The organism is Hymenobacter setariae, from assembly GCF_007713685.1.
Lineage (GTDB): Bacteria > Bacteroidota > Bacteroidia > Cytophagales > Hymenobacteraceae > Hymenobacter > Hymenobacter setariae.
The window spans coordinates 792,761-810,101 of the sequence record NZ_VMRJ01000001.1 but is presented as its reverse complement, the minus strand read 5'-3'; the positions used below and the strand labels follow the sequence as shown (position 1 = coordinate 810,101).

Genomic DNA, 17,341 nt, shown 5'->3' with positions numbered 1-17,341 from the left:
ATGCTTCGGCAAACTCAGCCTGACCGTTTTTCAGTTCTATACATGCTCTTGGTAGGAGGTGACTCGGTTGGGAGCGTGCTCGCGAGTCCTTAACGCTACCGCTAACGCAAAATCTTTTACGTATCTTCCCTTACGGCAAGAAGCGCGGGCAGCAGATAGGCACCTTGCCAGCAGTGATGGATGTCTACTATCATACCTGTCTTCCTTCCGTGCATCTGCGGCCTTTCATCCGGGAGCTGCTGTTGCTAGATGTAGTGGCCGGGCCCGGCGAGGTGGTGCCGGTGAAAGCCCTGGCGGCCAATACCGAGCAGTGCCTGGTGTTCTACCTACACGGGCACGTAACGGCCAGCCACCTCGACTCGGGCACGCGCACCGTGTACGCGCCCATCGCGCTCAATGGCATCCAGTCTACCCGGTTCGACTTCTACAGTGGCTCCCCCTTCCGGATGCTGTCCGTGCAGTTTCAGCCCGGGGTGCTGACCAAGTTTCTGCGCCTGCCCCTGCCCGAGTTTACCAACGCGCGCATTGATGCAGAAGCGGTGCTGGCGGCCGAAATCCGCCAGGTGCAGGAGCAGCTCGTTAATGCCCCCACCTACGCAGCTATCCTGGCGCAAGTCGAGGCGTATCTCTGGCGGCGGGTTCAGCGGCTGCGCATCACGTTTGAGCCCTTCGACCGCGCCCTACGCGCATTGGCGGCCGCTCCCCACCGCTACTCCCTCGACCAATTGGCCCAGGAGGCTTGCCTCTCGGTGAGCCAGCTAGAGCGGCGGTTTGTGCAGCAGCTCGGCGTGAGTCCCAAGCTGTATGCGCGCATCGCTCGCTTCAGCCGTGCCCACGCCCTCAAGCACGCCCACCCAGAGCTAGACTGGCTGCACGTGGCCGTGGCCTGCGGCTATTACGATTACCAGCACCTAGGGAAAGACTTTCGGCAGTTTGCCCACGCTACCCCGCCCGCCTTATTGCTGGCCCAGGCGCAGGCCCCCGACCGGCTGGCGCGCCTGGGGGGCTAAGAATGCGGATTTTTTACCACTACCCCGGTGCGGCTGGTGGGTAGGTTTGGGCTAGTATTCCACCACCCTTTTCCGCACGTTCCATGAAGCAGCTTTTCGGCTTGGGCATTGCCCTGCTCGTTTGCGCGGCCCCCGCGTGGGCCCAAACCCAACGCTCCGTCGAAGCCGACATCCGGCGGCTCGAAGCACTCGAAATCACCACCGTGCAGCGGGGCGATACCCTGGCCCTGCGCCAGCTCTGGCACCACGAGTTCGTGGTCAACAACCCCTACAATCAAATCGTGACGCGGCCCCAAATTCTCGCCTTTATGCGCAGGGGCCAGCTCGACTACTCGACGGTCGAGCGTGTAGTGGAGCGCGTGACACTTGTTGACAACCTAGCCATTGCTATGGGGCATGAAACTGTGACGCCGCAGCGGGCCACGCAGTTTGCCGGCAAAGTAGAAACCCGGCAGTACACCGACGTTTGGCTGAAAACGAAAGCGGGCTGGCGGCTCACCGCCCGGCAAGCCAGCATTGTTGCCGTGAAGTAGCTAAGCGCCGGCCTGCGTAGGATAGCTCAGAGCCATTATGCTTAGCAACAGCAGCTAGTGAAGCGGCCGCCCTACTTAGGGCGGCCGCTTTTTGCTTTCGGGCCGGGTGGTTGCGGAAGGCGGCTTGGTGAGTGGGGTAGGGGTAAAATTTTGACCACAGATAAGTTAATCATTCTGAGTGCTCCAGCTTATAGCCTAGGCGCTGCTGCCAGTGCTCGTGGTACTATTCTTTTACCCATTTGCTTGCTTTCGTAGACGGTCCGAATACCTTTGCCTTGTTTTTAATCATTCTAAATAAGGCATGCGGCACTTTTTCTGTACGTTCTTTCTCTTCGTTTTCTGCTGTTACGTTACCTGGGGACAGCAAATACAAGCAGCTGAGAGCCTGCCCGCTGGTACACTGCAAGGCCAGGTAAAAGATGCCGCTGGCGCAGTGCTGCCCGGCGTGAGCGTGGTAGTGGAGGGCACTACCCTAGGTACCACCACCGACGCCGAAGGCCGCTACGAGCTGCAATTAGTCGCAGGCCAACACTACACCATTCGCCTGACTTATGTGGGCTTCGAAGCCCAACGCCGCACGCTCACGCTGCCCGCCATTCACGGCCTGCGTCTGCCCGCTACCCTGCAAAACGCCCACCAGGCCTTGCAGCAAGTCGAGGTGCTGGGCCGTAAGGAAACTACCTACCGTACCAAGGCCACCTTCCTAGGTAGCAAGTCGGAAACCGAGATTAAAGACCTGCCGCAGTCCGTGTCCTACGCCAGCAAGGAGCTTATTGCCGACCAGGGTTTGATGCGGGTAGGCGAGGTAGTGAAGAACTTTAGCGGCGTCACCCAGTTCACGTTCTACGACGACATCGTGATTCGCGGCTTCCGGGTGAATGGGCAGAGCAATACGCAGCTGCTGAATGGCTTGCGCACCAGCACCGGCTTCTGGAAGCAGCCGCTGGCCAACTACCTCGAGCGGGTAGAAGTGCTGAAAGGTCCATCGTCGGCGCTGTTCGGCAACGCCAGCCCCGGTGGCGTGCTCAACCGCGTGACCAAGAAGCCCTTGAATGAGAACCGCAAGTCGCTGAGTGTATCGCTGGGCAGCTTCCAAAACTTCCGAGCGCTGGCCGATTTTACCGGTCCCATGAGCAAGGACAGCACGCTGCTCTACCGCCTCAACCTAGGGTACGAGGACGCGCAGTCGTTCCGCGATTTACAGTTTGACCGCAACTTGGTCATTGCGCCGTCCTTCTCGTTTTTGCCCTCGCCGCGCACCCGACTCAACGTCGATATTGTGTACAACAACTCGAACAGCCGCCTCGACCGCGGCCAGGCGACCTATAAAAACGACCTGTATTCGACCCCCACGTCGCAGTCGCTGGCCACCGGCAACGACTACCTCAACGAGCAGACCTACAACGTAACCGGTTCTTTGAGCCACCAGTTTACGAAAGGCCTCACGGGCAACCTTTCTTACATCAAAACTGGCTACGCAGAAGACCTCTACGAGCACCGCAGCGCCAATGCCTACGCCCAAAACGCAGCGGGGCAAGACATTGACAGTAAGGTGGCCATGCAGGTTTTCGCCCGCAAGCGCCGCCGCTACATCGACAACCTGTCGGCCTTCGTCAACTACGACCTGCAAACCGGGCCGGTGGCCCACCGCCTCGTGCTGGGCTACGACTACGGCAGCGAAACCCTGCCGCCCGGCGCCTCGCAGCTTACGGCCGCTGGCTACCGCAACGCTGCCAACACGGCCGCCATCGCCACCTACGTGCCCGCCAACCGCACCCGCTACCTGCTCGACGCCAGCGGCAACCCCGTGCCCAACGTGCCGCACTTCGACCTCACCGACGTGCTAGGCTCGCAGCGCATGCAGGATGATAGCAAGCTCTTTTTCACGCCCCGTTCCTTCGACCCCACCTACTACAACCTACACGCCGGCTACGTGCAGGACCAACTGCGCCTAGGTCGCGTTCAGGCGCTACTGGGTTTGCGCTACGAGCGCTACACCGACCTAGTGGGCTACAAAACGGCCGCCGAAACCAAGGTGAACCAGCACGCCCTGCTGCCCCGCGCCGGGCTGGTGTTCACCCTCAACGAGCACGTGAACCTATACGGTACCTACGTGCAGGGCTACAACCCCCAAACGGCGGCCACCATCGCTAATCCCAACGCGGGCGGCCCCTTCAACCCGTTGAGAAGCAATATGCTGGAAGTGGGCGGCAAGTCGAGCTGGCTGCAAGATCGGCTCAGTATCACGGCCGCCGCCTACCGCATTCGCCAAACCAACGTGCTTTACAATGCCAACGACGCCAGCCAGCCTGACCTACTGCGCCAGGTAGGCGCGGAGGAATCAAAAGGTCTCGAATTTGACGTCCTAGGTCAGCTCTCGCTGAATTGGAGCGTAACGGCCTCCTACGCCTACAACGAAGCCAGCATTACCGAGAGCCCGGTGGCCGCCGAGGTGGGTGCGCAAAAGCCCAACGCCCCCCGCCACCTTGCCAACCTCTGGACGCGCTACACCCTCGACCGGGGCGCGCTGCGTGGCCTAGGTATCGGTTTCGGCTCAAACCTAGCCACGGTGCGCACGCTCTCGCTCAACACAACCCAGACCATTCCGAGCTATTTCTTGCTCAATGCGGCGCTCTACTACCGCACCGGTCGCGTCACGATGCAGCTCAACGCTAACAACTTAGCCGGCCGCACTTACTGGGTCGGGGGCTACGACTACATCCGCTTGTTTCCGGGCGCGCCGCGCAATTTTCTGCTCACGCTGGGCTACGCGTTGTAGAGGGCGCCTCACGCGAACTATCCTAGATTCTGAATCACCCACAGCACGCCCATGCACTTGAGTGTGAGGCGCAAGTGGCGCAGCGCCGTGGTGAGCTGGTTTTCGACCGAGCGGCGCGAGATGTGCAGGCGCTCCGCAATCTCATCGTTGGAGAAGTGCTGCATGCGGCTCAGCAGAAAGATTTCTTGGCAGCGCTGTGGTAGTTGGCCGAGGGCGGCGGCTAGGCGCTGCTCCAGGTCGAGGCCCAGCAGCTGGGTTTCGCCGTAGTTGTAGTCGGCCGCGGTGCTCAGGGTATCGAGGGCATCGGCGTAGCGTAGGGGGCTGGTGCTAAGGGCCCGCTGGTGGCGTGCCGCTTGGTAGCGCACGGCGGCCCCTAGGTAGGCCGGAAAGGCCTGAATCTGCAAGCGTGCCCGCTCAGTCCAGAGCGTCAGAAAGATATCGTGCACGATTTCCTGGCACGCTTCCCGGTCCTTGAGCTGGGCAAAAGCCGCCGTAAACAAGCGCCGCCAGTAGCGCTCATAAAGCGTAGCAAAAGCCGCCGTATCGGCGTCGGCCTGAATAGCTTCCCACAAAGCAGCATCCGGGATGGGCATGGCGGGGTAGGGCGGAGATGAACCGAAAAGCGGGCCGATACAGCAAAGCGTGCGGGCCGCTTCTCTAAATATAAAGCTGGCAAGTAAAAATTAGACGCTGCAAATTACCTAGTTAAGCTGCTTGTGAAAAAATAATTACGTTTTCTTTACCAGAAGTGTGTGTGTTGGGGCTCGAAAAATACTCTCTCTAGGTAAGCGCCCCGCCCCATGACCGACGAAGAGTACCTAGACCTGTACGAAAAGCACCAAGCCGGCACGGCCACGCCCGCCGAGCGGGCGCGCTTTGAGGCAACCCTAGGGACCGCCGACCTGCCCGATTTACCCTGGCAAGAGGCCGAGCACGGCGACGAGGCAGCTACGCAAGCTGCTATTTTCCAGCGCTTGCGGCACAGTGGCGTGCCGGCGCCTGCCCGGCGGAGGCGCACGCCGTGGGCCGCGCTGCTAGCCTTCGTGGTAGTGCTAGTGGCTGGGGTAGGGGGCTACTGGGGCTGGCAGCACCGCACGGCACCCGCCGTGGCGCGGCGGCCCGCTCGACCGGCCGCCCCGGTGGCCTTGCGCCCCGGCCGCAACCAGGCCCTGCTCACGCTGGCCGATGGCCGCACCGTGCTGCTCGACCAAGCGCACCTAGGGCTGCTGGCCCAGCAAGGCGGCAGCCAAGTGCAAAAAACCGCCGACGGCCAACTGCGCTACGCTGCCAGCGCTGCCAGTGCTAGCCAGCTCCTATATAATACGGTAGCCACGCCCCGCGGCGGGCAGTACCAGCTCACCCTGCCCGATGGCAGCCAGGTGTGGCTGAATGCAGCCTCGTCGCTGCGCTTTCCGGTGGCCTTCACCGGGGCCGAGCGGCGCGTGGAGCTGACGGGCGAGGCCTACTTTGAGGTGGCCAAGGACGCCAAGCATCCCTTTAAAGTAACCGCCCGCGGGGCCGAGGTTACGGTCCTAGGTACCCATTTCGACGTGCAGGCCTACGACGACGAACCCGCCTTGGCCGCTACGCTGCTCGAAGGGTCGGTGCGCCTGGGCCAGGGCACGCAGCAGGCGCTGCTGCAGCCAGGCCAGCAGGGCCGATGTTGGCCCCAAGGCCGGGTGCAGGTCCGGGAGGTGGACGTGCAGCACGCGGTGGCCTGGAAGAATGGCTACTTCGTGTTCAACGACGAGCCCATCGAGGCCATTATGCGCCAGGTGTCCCGCTGGTACGACGTAGACGTGCAGTACCAGGGCACGCTGACCAACAAGGACTTTAACGGGAAAATATCCCGCTACAAAGACGCCGCCGATGTGCTGCGCGTGCTGGCGCTAACTGGCGCCGTCCACTTCACTACCGAGGGCCGCCGCATTACGGTGCAGCCCTAGACCCTGCCTCTTCCTTTCCTGCCCACCCATTGGTTGCCCGCGCCCCTGCCTAGGGGTTCTGGGCCGCGCCTTGCCCCGGTTTTGGCAAGGGCGCTGCTTGCTACGCCTTTCTGCTTCTTTCACCAAACCACTGACGATGAGGAATTATACTCCTGTACTCTCCCAATTGGGCCTGGGCGCCGGACGCCCCCTAGGGCGCTGGTCAAAAGCCACCGCCGTGGGGTTGCTGCTGGGGGCCGGGCAGCTGCACACCGCCTCCTACGCGCAGGCGGCCACGCCCTCCCAAAGCATCACGCTTGTGGAGCGCAACGTGCCGCTAAGCCAGGCGCTCAAGAAAATCGAGCAACTGAGCGGCTACACCTTTCTCTACAACACCCAGATGGTGCAGGCGGCCCGGCCCGTCACGCTCAACTTGCAGCGCGCCACCCTCGCGGAGGCGCTAAACCAAGTGTTTGCCGGCCAGGCGCTGACGTACACTATTGAGGACAAGTCGATTATTGTGAAGGCCAAGCCGACCAGCCGGGCGGCGGTGGTCGCGCCCATCCAAATCACGGGCATCGTGCGCGACGAAAGCGGCGTGCCCATTCCGGGCGTGACGGTGCGCGTGAAGTCGGGCCAGGCGCAGCTGGCGCCCTCCACCGCCACCGATGCCAACGGCCACTACAACCTCACGGTGGCTGGCCCCGATGTGGTGCTCATCTTCTCCTACGTGGGCTACGAGCCCCAGGAAATTGCGCTGAACGGCCAAACCAGCATCGAGGTGCAACTGCGGCGCGGGGTGAGCAAGCTCGACGACGTAGTGGTAGTGGCCTACGGCACCACCACCCAGCGCGAAAACACCGGCGCCGTGGCCACCCTCGATGCCAAGACCATTGCGCAGCAGCCGGTTAGCAACCCCATCGAGGCCTTGCAGGGCCGCCTGGCGGGCGTGCTCGTAACGCCCTCTACCGGCTTTGGCGGCTCTACCGTAAATGTGCAGATTCGGGGCCAAAACTCGCTCCTAGGGGGCAACCAACCGCTATATGTGGTCGATGGCGTGCCCTACGCGGCTACTGGCCTCAACAGCTTTGCAGCCTTCGGCGCGTTTGCACCGCAGGGCAGCTACGACAGCCCGCTCAATAGCATCAACCCCGCCGACATTGCCAGCATCGACGTGCTGAAAGACGCCGACGCCACGGCCATCTACGGCTCGCGCGGGGCCAACGGCGTGGTGCTCATCACTACTAAAAAAGCCAAAACCGGCCAGGGTAAGCTCGATGTAAGCGTGTACACCGGCGCGGGCCGGGCCACCCGCTTCATCAATCAGCTCAATACCGAGCAGTACCTAGCCCTCCGCCGCGAAGCCTTTGCCAATGACGGCATTACGCCCACGGCCAGCAACGCGCCTGACCTCGTTTCCTTCGACCAAACCCGCTACACCGACTGGCAGAAAACACTGATTGGCAACACGGCTTCCGTGACCGATGCGCAGGCCAGCTACACGGCCGGCACCGCGCTCACGCGCATTGCCCTCACGGGTGGCTTCCGGCGCCAGGGCAGCATCTACCTAGGCGATTATTTCAGCAATCGCTACAACGGCCGATTAGCTATCAACCAGGCTTCGGCCAACGGGCGTCTGCACCTCGACGCCTCGATGGGCTACGTGCACACCGACAACAAGCAGGCGGCGCAGGATTATACTACCCTTATTACGCTGCCGCCTAACTACAACCCTTACAACGCCGACGGCACGTTCAACTTCAGCACGAGCCTGACTAACCCCTACGCGCTGGCTTTGCGCGGCATCACCAACACCAGCCGCAACCTGCTTGGCGACGTGGCCCTGAGCTACACCATCTTGCCAGGACTGGCGGCTAAGGTAAGCGCCGGCCTCAACCGGCTGACAATGGAGCAGTTCAGCCCCACGCCCGCTGCCGCGGTCAGCACGTTGTTCGGCCCAGCGAAAGCCTCGGCTGAGTTTGCCAACGCCGCTACTACCACCTACCTAGCCGAGCCGCAGCTAATCTACAACCACAAAGTGGGGCCGGGCGAGCTGCAAGCGCTGGCCGGCGGCACGTTTCAGCAGACTACCTCCGAGCAGCTCTACGTAGCGGCCACCGACTACATCTCCGACGCGGTGCTCGAAAACCTGACCGCCGCCAGCACCAAAACCTACTACACCGACAACGCCTTCACCTACCGCTACCAGTCGGTGTTTGGGCGCCTGAACTACAACCTCAAGGGCAAGTACATTCTCAACGGTACCTTCCGCCGCGATGGCTCGTCGAAGTTCGGGCCCGATAACCGCTGGGGCAACTTCGGGGCGGGCGGCGTGGCCTGGTTATTTTCGGAGGAAGGCTTTATCAAAAACTCGCTGCCAGCCCTGAGCTACGGCAAGCTGCGCGCCAGCTACGGCATCACTGGCAACGACCTAGGCACCAGTGGGTACTACGATTACCTGGCTACGTTTGAGTCCACCGGTCGCACGGCCTATGGCTCGCTGCTGGGCCTAAGGCCTACCCGGCTCGGCAACACCAACTTCCGCTGGGAGAACGTGAAGAAGCTGGACTTGGCTATCGAGCTGGGCTTTTTGAAAGACCGGATTTTGTTCACGGCTGATTACTACCGTAGCATTTCCGATAACCAGCTAGTGGGCTTCGCCATTCCGAGCCAAACCGGCTTTTCGAGCATCACCGCCAACTTTCCGGCCGTGGTGCTGAACCGGGGCTTCGAGTTCAGCCTGAATACGACCAACATCCAGACCGGCAAGTTCACCTGGACCTCGGCCGCCACGCTCACCGTGCCCCACAACGAGCTGCTGGAGTTTCCGAACCTAGCGGCCTCGGCCTACAACGGCCAGTTTTTGCTGGGCGAGTCCACGACCCTGACCCGCTTCTACAACTACACCGGCATCGACCCGGCCACCGGCCAGGCCAGCGGCGCCTACGTGAGCCCCACCGGCCTGTACACGGTTAACCCCGCGCTCTCGACGCAGGTGCGCACCAATGGCTACCCCAAGTATTTCGGCGGCTTGCAAAATAGCCTCAGCTACAAAGGATTCAGCCTTGATTTCTTCCTGCAATTTACCCGCCAGACGGCCAGAAGCTACGTGCCCCAGGGGCCTCCCGGCCAGGGCCTGAGCAACTGGACTACCGACGCCCTGCGCCGCTGGCAAAAGCCCGGCGACGTGACCGACATTCCGAAGGCTACTTCGTCGTTTGGCACCGCCTACAGCACGTATTTCAACTATACCAACTCGCCCACGGTGTTTGGCGATGCCTCGTTTATCCGCCTCAAAACGCTGTCGCTGAGCTACTCGCTGCCTAGCGCCACTGTGCAGGGCTGGCACCTGCAAGGGCTGCGCTTCTACGTGCAAGGCCAGAACCTGTTCACCATCACGGGCTACAATGGCTTCGACCCCGAGGTGCCGCTGTTTGCGCTGCCGCCCCAGCGCGTGCTCACGGGTGGGGTGCAGGTGTCCATCTAATTGTCGGTTAGAAACTTAACTTGTTATGCAAACGCAAACGCTATTTCGTTTTTCGCGCCGGCTGCTTTTGCCGGCTTTGCTAGGCCTAGGGGCCTGCAACTTCCTGGATGTGGGCCCGCCGCCCACCCAGGTCGTGGATACCACCGTGTACTCGGCCGACGCCTCGGCCACGGCGGGCGTGCTGGGCATTTATATCGGCCTCACCTCGCGGGGCACCAACGTGCCCGGCATCGCCAACGACGCGGCCCTCTCGACCTTTTTGGGTCTGGAAGCCGACGAGCTGCTCTATGCCACCACCGCCTTCGACGAGTACCGCCTCAACCAGGTGAACCCGGCCGGTAACGGCCCTAGCCTACTCTGGAGCCAGGCCTACACCAACATCTACCAGTGCAACACGGCCGTGGCCGGCCTCACGGCCAGCACAACGCTCACGGTGAGCCTCAAGACGCAGCTGCTGGGCGAGGCCAAGTTTTTGCGGGCTTTCAATTACTTCTACCTCGCCAACCTATTTGGCGATGTGCCGCTGGTGCTCGGCACCGACTACGCCGCCAACAGCACCCTAGGCCGCACGCCTAAGGCCGACGTGTACGCCGCCGTAGTCACCGACCTGCTCGACGCGCAGAAGTCGCTGGCCGCCACCTACCCTGTGAGCAACGAGCGCACTCGCGTAAACCAGGCCGCCGCTACGGCGCTGCTGGCCCGCGTGTACCTGTACCAGCAAAACTGGGCCGCCGCCGAAACCCAGGCCAGCGCCGTACTCGGCCAAACCACGCTCTACACCCTGCCAGCCCTCAACCAAGTATTCCTAGCTAATAGCCAGGAGGCCATCTGGCAGCTGCGTCGCGCGGGCACCGTTTCGACTAACACCGCCGAGGGCGCCTATTTCGTGCCGTCCTCTCTCACGGTGGCGCCCGCAGCTACCTATCAGCTGACCAATACGTTGTACAACGCCTTCGGCACGCCCGACAATCGCCGTACCACCTGGACCAACTCCTACGCCGTGGCCGGCACCACCTACCGCTACCCCTTCAAGTATCAGCAGCGGATACCCACGGCCAACGCCGGTGCCGCCACCGAGTACAGCGTAGTGCTGCGCCTGGCCGAGCAGTACCTCATCCGGGCTGAAGCCCGCATCCGGCAGGGCAAAGTAGCCGATGGCCTGGCCGACCTCAACGTGGTGCGCGCCCGCGCTGGGGCCCCTGCCTTGTCCACGGCCCTAGGCCAGGCCGATGCCCTGCTGGCCGTGGAAAATGAGCGCCGCCTAGAGCTCTTCACCGAGTACGGCCACCGCTGGTTCGACCTCATCCGCACGGGCCGCGTGGCGGCGGTCCTAGGTGCCTATAAGGGCACCACCTGGGACGCTAACGACAACATGTGGCCCATCCCGGCCACGCAGCTGCTGGCTAACCCCGCGCTGACGCAGAACCCTGGGTATTAACAGAGTCAGGGTTTGCACAAGGAAACGTTTGTCATTGCGAGCGCAGCGAAGCAATCGCACCTGAACGGCTCGTAGTGATGCGATTGCTTCGCTGCGCTCGCAATGACAAACGCTTTTGAATACACCGTGCCACTACGTTTTAAAATACACCACTTAGTCTTAGTCCTTTTCAACCATGACTTATTCCCGCAACCTAGGCGCCCTACTGCTGAGCACTGCCCTGCTTACGGCTGGCTCGGCCGCTGCCCAGAAAAAACTGGTAGCCGCGCGCCCCAAGCCGAAGCCCGCTACCGCTGGCTACACCCTGCAAGGCAAAGTAGATGCCCCCGACGGCACCAAGGTGTACCTGATGAGCTTCGGAACGACTCCCACCAAAGACTCGACCACGGTGCAAGGCAATCAGTTTGCCTTTAAAGGGCGCGTGGCCGAGCCCACCTGGTACGGGCTGCGCCTGCCGGCCGTGAAGCGCTACGCTGGCTTGTTCGTTGAAAACCATCCGCTTACGGTAGAGCTGCCCGCTGATGCCCAGCAGGCGCCCGTAGTGAAGGGCTCGGCCACGCAAGACGAGTATGCCACCTACGACAAGCAGTGGAAGGCCATCACGATGAAAGCTGGCCCCATCTATGAAATGCTGAAGCAGGCCACCCCGGCTGGCGCTAAAGAAGCCACGCCCGAAGCCCGCAAGGAAGGCGACGCCCGCTTCGCGGCCCTTAGTGCCGAGTCGAAGCAGATAGCCGAGGCCTACGTGCAGGCGCACCCCAACTCGGTAGTGGCGGCCTCGGTGGTGCAGTGGCGCTTTGTCGATTTTCCCGACTACGACGAGGCCAGCAAGCTCTACAAGCAGCTGGGCCCCGTGGCTAAGGCTTCGGAGCCAGGCCGCAGCGTCAGTAAGTTTATGACGACCTACGACAAAACGGCCCTAGGTACCCGGCCCGACTTCGCCCAGGCCGATGTCAATGGCAAGCAGGTGAAGCTGAGTGATTTCCGGGGTAAGTACGTGCTCGTAGATTTCTGGGCCAGCTGGTGCGGCCCCTGCCGCGCCGAAAACCCTAACGTAGTGGCTATGTACAACAAGTACCACGGCCAGGGCTTCGAGGTGCTGGGCGTGTCGCTCGATGGCAAAAAGGAACCCTGGGTGAAAGCCATCGAAACCGACGGCCTGGCCTGGACCCAGCTCTCGGACCTGCAAGGCTGGAAAAACGCCGTGGCTGTGCAATACGGCATCGCCGCCGTGCCCCAAAACTTCTTGGTAGACCCCCAAGGTAAAGTAATTGCGAAGAACCTGCGCGGCGAAGAGCTGCAAGCTAAATTAGCTCAGTTATTTGCAGCCAAATAGCAACGCTTAGCCCGGTGGCGAGCCGTGCGGCCTACCTAGGCACTCTCTCCTTACTTATATGTACCAAGACGTTGTGGCCGGTGCGCCCTTGCCCTCGGCCGTTACCAACAAGTTTGCACACCTCTGGCACCTGGTCGGCAACACGCCCATGCTGGCGCTGCACTACACCTACCAGGGCCAGCCGGGCCGCATTTTTGTCAAGTGCGAGCACTACAACCTCACTGGCAGCCTCAAGGACCGCATGGCGCTCTACATTTTGCAGCAGGCCTACGAGCAGGGCAAAATCCAGCCCGGCGACACCATCGTGGAGGCCACCAGCGGCAATACGGGCATCGCGTTTGCGGCCATCGGCAAGGCCCTCGGGCACCCCGTGCGCATCCTGATGCCCGACTGGCTCAGCCGCGAGCGCATCGACATCATTCGCTCGCTCGGGGCCGAGGTCACGCTCATCAGCAAGGCGCAGGGTGGCTTCCTAGGTAGCATCAAGCTCTCGCAAGAAATGGCTGCCGCCGATGGCCGCGTCTTTCTGACCCAACAGTTTGAGAACTGCTACAACGCCGAGGCGCACGCCCGCACCACCGGCCCCGAAATTATGGCTCAGCTAGCCAGCGTGGGCCGGCGCCCCGATGCCTTCGTGGCGGGCGTGGGCACGGGCGGCACCGTCATGGGCACCGGCCGCTACCTCAAGGCACAGTTTCCAGACGTGCGCATTCACCCCCTGGAGCCAGCTGAGTCGCCGACCCTCACTACCGGCCACAAAGTGGGCTCGCACCGCATCCAGGGCATTTCCGATGAGTTTATTCCGGCCATTGTGAAGCTCGACGAGCTTGACGCCGTGGTGCAGGCCTCGGACGGCGACGCCATCTTGGTGGCCCAAAAGCTGGCTACCCAGCTCGGGCTGGCGGTGGGTATCTCGTCGGGTGCCAATGTCATCGGAGCCATCCGCCTGGCCGCCGAGCTGGGCCCCGAGGCCACCGTCGTGACGCTGCTTTGCGACAGCAACAAGAAGTACCTCAGCACCGACCTGCTGCGCGAAGAGCCTGTGCGCGACGGCTACCTGTCGCCTGAAGTGGATTTTGTGGACTACCAGCCCATCAGCCGCTTAGCCACGCCCTATGTGCACGCAGCGGGGTAAGAAAGCATCCTGAAAAATACGTCTGTCATGCAGAGCGTAGCGAAGCATGACAGACAATAAATTTTAGTGCCTAGTCTACTTAAAAGGCCAGCTTGGAACGAGCTATTCTCGTCTCAAGCTGGCCTTTTTTTTAATGTTGCCTACCCACACAGTACAGGAGAGTGGGGGCAGGACCTAGGGCGTCCTTCGCGTGTCCTTTCCCACCTCACGCATGGCCGTGTTTCTTCTTTCTGCTTGGCGGAGTGTGCTGCTTGCCGGCCTAGGCGAGCGCTTTGCCATTGGCTGCCAGGCCAGCCTGTTGTTGCTCCTGCTGCTGAGCAGCGCTGCGCATGCGCAAGCCCCACTCTGGCACAACCAGCCGCGCACCTTGCGCTACCACCCCGAGGGACAAGATTTTGTCATTACCAACGGCACGCACCGCTTCAATCGGGCGCTGTACGGCACTAATACCGCCTTTCGCGTCGAGGCTGGCGACCTGCCCGAGTTTGCGCTCTACCTGCCCGGCATGGGTGGCAATCTAAAGTTTGGCCTGCTGGCTAATGGCCAGAGCAAGTGGTTAATACAAGCCACCAGCATCACGGCGCGCTATCGGCCGGGCATGATGCTGTATGACATTACCGACCCGCTGCTGGGCACCGGCCGGTTGCATCTTGAAGTGCAAGCGATGGCCGAGGCTGAAGGCGTCCTCATCAAGGCGCAATTTGACAACGTGCCGGCCAAAAGCGTGCAGCTGCTATGGGCCTTTGGTGGCGCTACGGGCAAGAAATTCAGCCGCGACGGCGACATCGGCGCCGACCCCGAATCCAGCTTTTACCTCAAGCCAGAGTATTGCCGGGGCAGTGAGTTTAGCCTGAAAAACAACGCCTTCAGCCTGACCTACGGGGTAGGGGAGCCGGCCAAAGCCACGGCCACTCCGCCCGCCCCCAAGCTGCTGGCCGGGATGGGGCCGCCCGCTGTGCAGCTCCGGCTAGCCGATGCTGCACAGCAAGAATCACCAGCACAGCTGCTAGCCTCGGCGGCCATGGCCGCGCCAGTGGTGGCCGGGGTGCTGCCCGTGCGAGCCGGCGAAGTGTTGTATTTCAACGTTCTAAAGCCCGCGGCTAGCAAGGCGCTGACCTACAAAGAGCTACCTAGGGCCTTTGCGCAGGCCGAAGCCGCGCGGGCCACGCTGGCCAGCCGGGTGCAGGTCAGCACGCCCGACCCCTATATCAATACCCTCGGCGGGGCGCTGGCCGTGGCCGCCAATGCTACTTGGGAAACCCCTTCGTACCTGCACGGCGCGGTGGCCTGGCGCATTCGGCTCAACGGCTGGCGCGGGCCCTACGCCGCCGACCCGTTGGGCTGGCACGACCGCGCCAGCCAGCACTTTGGAGCCTATGCGCAGTCGCAGCTGACGGCGCCACCCAGCGGTCCGGTTACGCCCGACACGGCCCTGCACCGGGCCCGGCAGCTCGAAAAACTGGGCACGGCCGTGTTCAGCAGCGGCTACATCAGCCGCAATCCCGGCGGCGATTTTCGGCCCCACCACTACGACATGAACCTTGTGTACGTGGATGCCCTGCTGCGCCACCTGCGCTGGACCGGCGACCTACGCGAGGCCCGCGCGCTGTGGTCAACCCTTCGGCGCCACCTGGCCTGGGAGAAGCGCAACTTTGACCCCGACGGCGACGGCCTCTACGATGCCTACGCCGCCATTTGGGCCAGCGACGCCTTGCAGTACAGCGGCGGCGCCGTGACCCACACCTCAGCCTACAACTACTTCGCCAACCAGCAAGCGGCCGAGCTGGCCACGCTGCTGCGCGAAGACCCCGCGCCCTACCGCCAGGAGGCCGCCCGCATCCGGGCCGCGCTAGGGCAGCGCCTGTGGCTGCCGGCCCTAGGGTGGTACGCCGAGTATCAGGATGCCCTAGGGCTGAAGGCGTTGCACCCCAGCGCTGGCCTCTGGACCATCTACCATGCCCTTGACTCGGAGGTGCCCGATGCCTTCCAGGCCTACCAGGCGCTGCGCTACGTCGATGCGGAAATTCCGCACATTCCGGTGCAGGCGGCGGGGCTGCCCGATGAAAACTATCAGCTGCTTTCGACTACCAACTGGCAGCCCTACGACTGGTCTCTGAACAACGTGGTGCTGGCCGAAAACCTGCACACTACGCTAGCTTACTGGCAGGCCGGCCGCCGCGAAGACGCCTTTCATCTCTGGAAAAGTGCCCTGCTCGAAAGCATGTACCTAGGCACCAGCCCCGGCAACTTTCAGCAAATCAGCTTCTACGACGCCAACCGTGGCGAGCTCTACCGCGACTTTGCCGACCCCATTGGGGTGGCCGCCCGCTCGCTAGTCGAGGGCCTGTTTGGCATTCAGCCCAACGCCCTGCGCGATACCCTGCTGGTGCGCCCCGGCCTGCCCGCCGCCTGGGATTCGGCCCGCCTTACGGTGCCCGATATGGCGTTTCAGTTTCGCCGCCAAGGGCAACGCGAGGTGTATGCAATAAGCCAGCAGCTACCTAAGCGGCTGGCCCTGCGCCTGCAAGTGTCCGCCCTGGCCGACCATGTCGAGCAAGTGACGGTGAACGGCCAGCCCGCTCCCTGGCGCAACGTACCCGGCGCGGTAGGCCGTCCGCTCCTCGAAATTAGCAGTGCGCCAGCAGCGCGCTATGTAGTTGCTATTCAATGGAAGGGGCAGGCCCCGTGCCCCGCAGTGCCTGAAGTGGCGGTGGCCTCTGGCAGCAGCTTTACCGCGCAGTTTGCCCCGGCCACGGTGGGGTCGGTATTCGACCCACAGCAAGCGCTGGGCCAGCCGCAGCCCAGTGCCACCGGCTTGGCGGCGCGAGTGGCTGGGCAGCCGGGCAGCCGCTCGGCGTTTGTGCAACTGCGGCAAGGCGATTTGCAGTGGTGGGAGCCCGTGAAGCTGCGCGTGTCGAGCCCGCCGCCCGCCCCGCCGGCCGCCGGCGCCTCAGCGCCCGTCAAGTGGGAAACGGTGGACCTAGGGGCCTACTTCAATGACCAGATAACCCGCATTTTTCAGAATAAATACCTCTCGCCGCGGGCCGAAACGGCTACGCTGGAACTGCCAACCCAAGGCATCGGCAACTGGTGTTACCCCCTCACGCAGGCCAACATCGACGACAGCGGCCTACGCCGGCTGGCAGGTGTGAGAAACGAAGTGCAACTGCCTAGCGGTGTGCCCCTGCGCACACCGGGCGCGTCCGGGGTTAAGAATAGCCTCTTCGTATCGCAGTGGGACAACTACCCCCGGCAGGCTACCGTGCCCCTGCGCGGCCGCGCCCGCCACGCCGTGCTCCTGATGGCCGGCAGCACCAGCGCCATGCAGAGCCAATTTATTAATGGTGAAGTAGTAGTGACCTACTCCGACGGCAGCACCGCCACGCTACCTCTGCGCAACCCCGATACCTGGTGGCCCATCGAGCAAGACTACGTGGAAGATGGCTTCGCCTTCCGCCTAGGTGCGCCCAAACCCTACCGTGTGCACCTCAAGACCGGCCTCATTACCAAAGACTTCAACCAGTACACCACCATCAAAGGCTTCAGCACCAAAGCCATCGACGGCGGCGCAGCCACTGTGCTGGAACTGCCGCTCGACCCCCAGAAAAAGCTGAAAAACCTGATTGTGCGGACGTTGGCCAACGATGTGGTGATAGGGTTGATGAGCGTGACGCTAGGTCGCGATTGATTGTAGATGC

At 62.4% G+C, this 17,341-nt stretch carries 10 protein-coding genes; 9 read left to right on the top strand and 1 reads right to left on the bottom strand.

Going from position 1 to position 17,341, the window contains the following annotated elements; all coding sequences use genetic code 11:
- Window positions 1-176 precede the first annotated feature (176 nt).
- From FNT36_RS03475 to FNT36_RS03465, 3 genes are all read left to right on the top strand, one after another.
- On the top strand, window positions 177-1,010 hold the full coding sequence (locus tag FNT36_RS03475) for an AraC family transcriptional regulator (RefSeq protein ID WP_144844392.1): 834 nt from the start codon (window positions 177-179) through the stop codon (window positions 1,008-1,010).
- A gap of 83 nt (window positions 1,011-1,093) precedes the next feature.
- On the top strand, window positions 1,094-1,543 hold the full coding sequence (locus tag FNT36_RS03470; protein WP_144844390.1) for a nuclear transport factor 2 family protein: 450 nt from the start codon (window positions 1,094-1,096) through the stop codon (window positions 1,541-1,543).
- Window positions 1,544-1,844: 301 nt separating this feature from the next.
- Complete coding sequence (locus FNT36_RS03465; protein WP_144844388.1) at window positions 1,845-4,322, top strand: TonB-dependent receptor; 2,478 nt, start codon at window positions 1,845-1,847, stop codon at window positions 4,320-4,322.
- Window positions 4,323-4,339: 17 nt separating this feature from the next.
- Here the strand turns inward: FNT36_RS03465 and FNT36_RS03460 are convergent, their stop codons facing one another.
- The gene (locus tag FNT36_RS03460; protein ID WP_144844386.1) at window positions 4,340-4,915 is read right to left on the bottom strand and encodes a sigma-70 family RNA polymerase sigma factor; all 576 of its coding nucleotides are present in this window, start codon (window positions 4,913-4,915) and stop codon (window positions 4,340-4,342) included.
- A gap of 207 nt (window positions 4,916-5,122) precedes the next feature.
- Between FNT36_RS03460 and FNT36_RS03455 the strand changes: the two genes are divergently transcribed.
- The 6 genes from FNT36_RS03455 to FNT36_RS03430 all read left to right on the top strand — a co-directional run bounded on the left by FNT36_RS03455 (window position 5,123) and on the right by FNT36_RS03430 (window position 17,331).
- Window positions 5,123-6,268: a FecR family protein gene (locus tag FNT36_RS03455; protein WP_144844384.1), complete on the top strand. Its 1,146-nt coding sequence runs from the start codon at window positions 5,123-5,125 to the stop codon at window positions 6,266-6,268.
- 136 nt (window positions 6,269-6,404) lie between these two features.
- Window positions 6,405-9,734, top strand: a complete 3,330-nt coding sequence (locus tag FNT36_RS03450) for a TonB-dependent receptor (protein ID WP_144844382.1) — start codon at window positions 6,405-6,407, stop codon at window positions 9,732-9,734.
- Between the two features lie 25 nt (window positions 9,735-9,759).
- Entirely contained in the window at window positions 9,760-11,172 is a 1,413-nt protein-coding gene (locus tag FNT36_RS03445; protein ID WP_144844380.1) for a RagB/SusD family nutrient uptake outer membrane protein, read from the top strand.
- A 175-nt stretch (window positions 11,173-11,347) separates the two neighbouring features.
- The gene (locus FNT36_RS03440) at window positions 11,348-12,508 is read left to right on the top strand and encodes a TlpA disulfide reductase family protein (RefSeq protein WP_144844378.1); all 1,161 of its coding nucleotides are present in this window, start codon (window positions 11,348-11,350) and stop codon (window positions 12,506-12,508) included.
- 58 nt (window positions 12,509-12,566) lie between these two features.
- Window positions 12,567-13,643 (top strand): PLP-dependent cysteine synthase family protein, encoded by a 1,077-nt coding sequence (locus tag FNT36_RS03435; RefSeq protein ID WP_144844375.1) that lies wholly within the window; start codon window positions 12,567-12,569, stop codon window positions 13,641-13,643.
- Window positions 13,644-13,833: 190 nt separating this feature from the next.
- Window positions 13,834-17,331 carry a DUF4450 domain-containing protein gene (locus tag FNT36_RS03430; RefSeq protein WP_233635653.1) on the top strand — a complete coding sequence of 1,166 codons (3,498 nt, stop codon included), beginning with the start codon at window positions 13,834-13,836 and terminating at the stop codon, window positions 17,329-17,331.
- Window positions 17,332-17,341 lie beyond the last annotated feature (10 nt).

What these genes read in the sequence shown, in the direction of transcription:
- FNT36_RS03475 (WP_144844392.1), top strand. Translation starts at nt 177, where the DNA reads ATGGATGTCTACTATCATACCTGTCTTCCTTCCGTGCATCTGCGGCCT.
- FNT36_RS03470 (WP_144844390.1), top strand. Translation starts at nt 1,094, where the DNA reads ATGAAGCAGCTTTTCGGCTTGGGCATTGCCCTGCTCGTTTGCGCGGCC.
- FNT36_RS03465 (WP_144844388.1), top strand. Translation starts at nt 1,845, where the DNA reads ATGCGGCACTTTTTCTGTACGTTCTTTCTCTTCGTTTTCTGCTGTTAC.
- FNT36_RS03460 (WP_144844386.1), bottom strand. Translation starts at nt 4,915, where the DNA reads ATGCCCATCCCGGATGCTGCTTTGTGGGAAGCTATTCAGGCCGACGCC.
- FNT36_RS03455 (WP_144844384.1), top strand. Translation starts at nt 5,123, where the DNA reads ATGACCGACGAAGAGTACCTAGACCTGTACGAAAAGCACCAAGCCGGC.
- FNT36_RS03450 (WP_144844382.1), top strand. Translation starts at nt 6,405, where the DNA reads ATGAGGAATTATACTCCTGTACTCTCCCAATTGGGCCTGGGCGCCGGA.
- FNT36_RS03445 (WP_144844380.1), top strand. Translation starts at nt 9,760, where the DNA reads ATGCAAACGCAAACGCTATTTCGTTTTTCGCGCCGGCTGCTTTTGCCG.
- FNT36_RS03440 (WP_144844378.1), top strand. Translation starts at nt 11,348, where the DNA reads ATGACTTATTCCCGCAACCTAGGCGCCCTACTGCTGAGCACTGCCCTG.
- FNT36_RS03435 (WP_144844375.1), top strand. Translation starts at nt 12,567, where the DNA reads ATGTACCAAGACGTTGTGGCCGGTGCGCCCTTGCCCTCGGCCGTTACC.